Source organism: Brooklawnia sp. (assembly GCF_049651565.1).
Taxonomy (GTDB): Bacteria; Actinomycetota; Actinomycetes; order Propionibacteriales; family Propionibacteriaceae; genus Brooklawnia.
Genome location: NZ_JBASCI010000056.1, coordinates 1 through 5,456, shown reverse-complemented (window position 1 = coordinate 5,456; position 5,456 = coordinate 1). Strand labels below are relative to the sequence as shown.

The 5,456-nt window shown below is 70.4% G+C and carries 5 protein-coding genes; 1 reads left to right on the top strand and 4 read right to left on the bottom strand.

Annotation, left to right across the window (positions count from 1 at the left end; all coding sequences use genetic code 11):
• From WBL05_RS02775 to WBL05_RS02760, 4 genes are all read right to left on the bottom strand, one after another.
• Positions 1–1,090: glycerate kinase (locus WBL05_RS02775; protein WP_424223597.1), on the bottom strand; the 1,090-nt coding region annotated here is incomplete at its 3' end.
• A 42-nt stretch (positions 1,091–1,132) separates the two neighbouring features.
• Positions 1,133–1,420: a GNAT family N-acetyltransferase gene (locus WBL05_RS02770; protein ID WP_424223596.1), complete on the bottom strand. Its 288-nt coding sequence runs from the start codon at positions 1,418–1,420 to the stop codon at positions 1,133–1,135.
• Positions 1,421–1,437: 17 nt separating this feature from the next.
• On the bottom strand, positions 1,438–1,686 hold the full coding sequence (locus WBL05_RS02765; RefSeq protein WP_424223599.1) for an isoamylase early set domain-containing protein: 249 nt from the start codon (positions 1,684–1,686) through the stop codon (positions 1,438–1,440).
• A 162-nt stretch (positions 1,687–1,848) separates the two neighbouring features.
• Positions 1,849–3,555, bottom strand: coding sequence for an FAD-binding oxidoreductase (locus tag WBL05_RS02760; RefSeq protein WP_424223594.1), 1,707 nt, complete (start codon positions 3,553–3,555; stop codon positions 1,849–1,851).
• A 178-nt stretch (positions 3,556–3,733) separates the two neighbouring features.
• Between WBL05_RS02760 and WBL05_RS02755 the strand changes: the two genes are divergently transcribed.
• Positions 3,734–5,456: SDR family oxidoreductase (locus tag WBL05_RS02755; RefSeq protein WP_424223593.1), on the top strand; the 1,723-nt coding region annotated here is incomplete at its 3' end.

Here is a 5,456-nt window from a genome sequence, read left to right as displayed (position 1 = left end):
GAGCCCAGCCGCGCAGCGCGGTCGCGACGGCAGATCGCAGGTTCTGCGCGCCGTCACGCAGCGCCTGGTCGAGCGGGGTGCCGGGCGGGGTGATCGCCACCAGCTCGACCACCCGGCCGGGCAAGCGTCCCGGCTCGAGATCGACGCGGCCGCCGAAGACCATCACCGGGACGCCGGCCTGCTCGGCGTGCTGGCAGATCCGCATTATGGCCTTGCCGTGCGGGGTCTGCTGGTCGACCGAGCCCTCGCCGGTGAGCAGCAGGTCGGCGTCCGCCAGGTGGGCGTCCAGGCCGACCAGCTCGGCCACCAGTTCGAGCCCGGGGCGCAGCCTGGCCCCCAGGAAGTACTGCAGTGCCCAGCCCAGACCGCCGGCCGCGCCCGAACCGGGCAGCTCGGCCACCCGGGCGGCGTCCGCGCCGCAGCAGCGCACCAGACGGGCGAGAATCGCGTCCAGTTCGGTGACCATTTCGGGTGTGGCGCCCTTCTGCGGCCCGTAGACGGCGGACGCGCCGGTCGGCCCGAGCAGCGGGTTGGTCACATCGCAGGCGACCTCCACCTCCACCGCGGCCAGGCGTGCGTCCAGGCCGGACGCGTCCACCCGGGCCAGCGTGCGCAGTCCCGCCGGTGTGGGCGGCAGTTCGGTGCCGTCGGAGTCGAGGAACCGGACGCCAAGGGCGGCCAGCATGCCGGCCCCGCCCTCGTTGGTGCTGCTGCCACCAATGCCCACCACCAGCCGGGTCGCCCCGGCGTCGAGGGCGGCCAGCATCAGCTCGCCGAGCCCCCGGGAGTCGTAGTCGAGCGGGTTCCGCTCGGCGACCGGGAGCCGCTCCAGCCCGCTGGTGGCGGCCACGTCGAGCACTGCGAAGGGCTGGCCGGACGCCTGGTCGGTGGCGATCGCGAAGCTGGTGATGTGCCGGGTGCCGCGCTGGTCGGCCACCTCGGCCGGAACCTGCCGCGCGTTCAGCGCCGCCGCGACCGCGTCGGTGAAGCCCTCGCCACCGTCGGCGATCGGCAGCTCGAGCACCTCGGCGTCCGGGTGTACCGCACGCACACCCAGGGCCATCGCGGCCGCCGCCTGCGGGGCCGTCATGGACCCCTTGAATGAATCCGGGGCGCAGACGATCCGCATGGCTCAGCTCCGCGAGACCAGGCCGGAGTACTCGGGGTGGTCGGCGATGTAGGAGGCGGTGAACGGGCACAGCGGCACCACCCGCAGCCCGGACGCCCGGATGTCGTCCAGAGCGAACGTGGTCAACCGGCTGGCCAGGCCACGGTGGCGGTGCCGCGGCGGGGTGCCGGTGTGGGTGATGGTGAGCACCTGGCCGTCGAGGAAGTAGTCGATCTGGCTGACCATCTCGTCGTCCTCCCACGCCTCGTAGCGGAATGCCCCGGCGTTCTTGCGCATCTCGAGCTCCGCCATGGTGTGGGTCCTTTCTCTCAGGTGTGGACGATGCTGCCGTGCTCGGTCACCTGGTCGGCGTCCATGTCATCGAACCAGGTGCCGTCGGTGCCGAGGTACCGGAAGTGCAGGGTGGTCCCGGGCGGGCTCACCACGGTGGTGCTGATGGTCCCGTCGGGACGCCGGATCATCGGGTGCCGATACGGCTGCCAGTCGTTGAAGCTACCCACCACGCTAACCGGTGCGCAGCCGATATTCGCAGGCAGGATGAAGGTGACGTTCACCATTCCATCCTGAATCCTCTTGAGGATCACGATGACCTCCGTCGGGGTGGGCTTTGGTCGACGAGAACAGCTGTCAGGCTAGAGGACGCCGACGCATCCCGCGGGACTGTTGTCGAACGCTGAGACTCCGGTCAGGCGTCGGCCCCGGCAAGCTGCTGGTGACGCTCAGCGCTCCAGGTGGTCGTACAACGACAAGGGCGGATCGATGATCTTGCCCGGGTTGAGGTTGTTGCCGGGGTCAGTCGCCTCGAACAGCGTCCGCAGCACCGAAACCCCTTCGGTCGACACCACCTGTGCCATCCACGGGGCGTGCTCCATGCCGACCCCGTGGTGGTGCGACAGGGTCGCGCCGGCGTCCACGAACGCCTGCTGGATCGCGGTCTTGACCGTCGCGTACTCCCGGTCGGCGTCCTGGCCGGCCTGGAAGGCGAACGTGAAGTACAGGCACGCCCCGGCGTGGTAGTTGTGCGACAGGTGGCACATGACGAACCCCTGCTTGCCGAGCTCGTCAAACGCCCGGCGGGCCGCCGCGTAGACCGCGTCGTGCACCCCGTTCAGCTTCGACCAGGGGGCGGCCGTCTCGGAGACGTCACCCAGCACGTCCTGCTCGAGCAGGAAATCGCGCAGGTAGGGGGTGTCGAACTTCTTCTGGTCGTACAGCGCGCCCGGCCCGGTACCGAGTACCAGCGCGCCGTGCTCCTTGGCGATCTTCACCACCCGGCGGCGCCGCTCGGCGACGTCGGCCTTCGAACCCTCGAAGCAGACATAGCTGATGCACATCGCGTCGGTGTCCCACCCTCGCCGCCGCATCAGCGCCCACAGTCCCGACTGGGCGAGCCGGGCGAGCTTCTTCTTCGGCGAGGTCGCCTTCTTCTGCGTCGACAGTGAGAATGCGGTCTCGTTGGCGTCCGAGATGCGCACGAAGGTGGTGGGCACCTCGGCGTCCTTGATCGCGTGGATCGCCGCCACCGCGGCCGACCACTGGGGGTACATGTAGGCGACGACGACCCGTTCGGCGGGCAGCCGGTGCACCTGCAGCCACAGGTCGGTGATGATCCCCAGCCGGCCCTCCGAGCCGATGAACATCTCCCGCAGCGAGGGCCCGGTCGACTCCGACGGCACCGGGCGCAGCCGGACGATCCCACCCGGGCGCACCACCGTCATGCCGCGCACGATGTCGGCGATGTCGCCGTACTTGTCCGACTGCATCCCAGAGGACCGGGTGGCCGCCCAGCCGCCGACGGTGGAGTGGGTGAACGAGTCGGGGAAGTGGCCCAGCGTCCAGCCGCGCGCGTTGAGCGCCTCCTCCAGCTCGGGGCCCAGGGTGCCGGCCCCCACCCGCGCCAGCCCCGAGTCCTCGTCGAGCTCCAGCACGCCGGAGAGCAGCCCCAGGTCGAGCGACACGATCGGACGCCGCTCGGCCGGATCGAGCTGCAGCGACCGGGAGATGTTCGTGCCCCCGCCGAACGGCACGACCACGGCATCCGCGGCGAGGCACGCTGCCAGTACTTCGGTTACCTCGGTCTCCGAGGCGGGGTAGACGACCACCTCGGGCAGCCGGCCGTAGTCGAACCGCGACACGTGCAGCAGTTCGGTCACCGACGAGCCGTGCCCGTGCACCACCCGCTCGTGGGCGTCCACCCGCACCCGGTCGGACGCGGTGGCCCCGACCAGGTCGGCCCGCAGCGGTTCGGGCAACGTGGAATCGGGCACCGTGGCGGCGTCGAAGCGGATCGTGTCTACCTGGCGAGGCCGCAGATCGAGCCCGAGGTGCTTCTTCACGAACGGGGCGAAGGCGGGTTTGTCCTGGTAGTTGAAGAAGACGCCCTCCTCGCCCCAACCCCACCACTTCATGCGCTTGACCTGCTCCACGAGGCTTGCTCCTTCGCCGGGTCCTCAACCACTTCTGACGGAAAGACGACGCTGCGGAACGTCCCCGCGATGCTGCGGGCCATCCGCTGGATGAGCACGCTACCTGACGCGCCCACTGTGAGACAGTACGCTGCCCCTACGAAAGCGTCCGTACTCGCACCCGGAACGGAGTCATTTCGTGTCAACCCCGCAGCGCGTGCTGCTCACCGGCGTCACCGGGTTCCTGGGCCAGGCCGTGCTCGAACGACTTCTGTCGACGACCGACGTCCACATAGTGGCCGTCGTGCGTGCCAGGGGCGCCCAGTCGGCCCGGGAGCGGCTCGACCGGTTGCTGCGCAAGCCGGTCTTCCAGACCTGGCTCGCCGCCGTGGGGGAGGACGAGGCGCGGCGCATCTTCGCCGAGCGGACGACGGCCCTGGAGGCCGACCTGGCCACCATCGAGCGCATCGACGAACCGGTCGACATCGTGGTGCACTCCGCCTCGACGGTGTCGTTCGATGCCCCGATGGACGAGGCGTTCGCGAACAACGTCGGTGGACCGCGCGCGCTGTACGCCGCGCTGCGGGCCTCCGGTCTGGAACCGCACGTGATCCACATCTCGACCTGCTACGTGGGCGGCATCGCCAAGGGACTGCGTCCCGAGGCATCGGTCGACCACGAGGTCGATTGGCGCGCCGAGATCGCGGCCGCCGAGGCCGCCCGCGGCGAGGCGGAGGCGGCCTCCCGCACCCCAGAACAGCTGCAGGCCTTCATCGATGAGGCGACCCGCAACCACGGCAAGGAGGGACCGAAGTCGGTGGCCCGGGCGTCCGAGGAGGCGCGGCTGACCTGGGTCAACAACCGGCTGGTCGAGTTGGGTCGGACGCGGGCCCGGTCGGTGGGCTGGACCGATGTCTACACCTTCACCAAGGCGCTCGGGGAGCGGGTTGCCGAGCAGGAGTGGGCCGGCCGGGGTGGGCCGCTGTCGATCGTGCGACCCTCGATCATCGAGTCCTCGCTGCGCCACCCGTTCCCGGGCTGGATCGACGGGTTCAAGGTGGCCGATCCGCTGATCATGGCCTACGGCAAGGGGGCGCTGCCCGAGTTCCCGGGGCTGCCCGACTCGGTGCTCGACGTGATCCCGGTCGACTACGTGGTGAACGTGGTGCTGGCGCTCGTCCGGCTCGGCCACCAGGGCGCCCCCTCCGAGCTCGGGTACTACCAGGTGTGCTCGGGGGCGTCGAACCCGCTGCCGTTCCACCGGATGTACACCGAGGTGCGAGAGTACTTCCTGGCCCATCCGCTGGAGGACGACAAGGGCCGGCCGATCGTCGCGCCGGTCTGGAGGTTCCCGGCGAACAACGCGGCCGAGCGCTCGCTGCGGCTCAAGGAGCGGCTGTCCTCGGTAGGGTCCCGGATCAGCGCCGCGCTGCCGTCCACGTCCCGGACCCGCGAGTGGACGTCCTCGTTGTCGAAGGTGGAGAAGGGCCTGGACAGCCTGCGCACCTACGTCGACCTGTACCAGAGCTACACCCGCACCGAGATGCTCTTCGACGACCAGCAGACCCGCGCGCTGGCTGCGCTGCTGCCCGAACAGACGCCGGTCGACCAGACCTTCGACGTGCGCGACATCGACTGGACCCACTACTGGCAGCGCGTCCACCTGCCGGCCATGACGGCGCTGGCCAAGGCGCACGCCCGGGCCTCGGCCGCCAGGCGGTCGTCCCGGTCGCGGGCCCGGCGGCTGGAGTCGGGCACCGACGTGCTGGCGGTGTTCGACCTGGAGGGGACGCTGCTGCCGGGCACGCTGGTGACCCAGTACCTGTCGGTGATGGGGCAACTGCGCCCGCCAACCGAGCTGCCGGGTGAACTGGTCGACCTGGTCGGCAAGGCCGGGGTCTACCTGCGGGCCGAACGGCGCG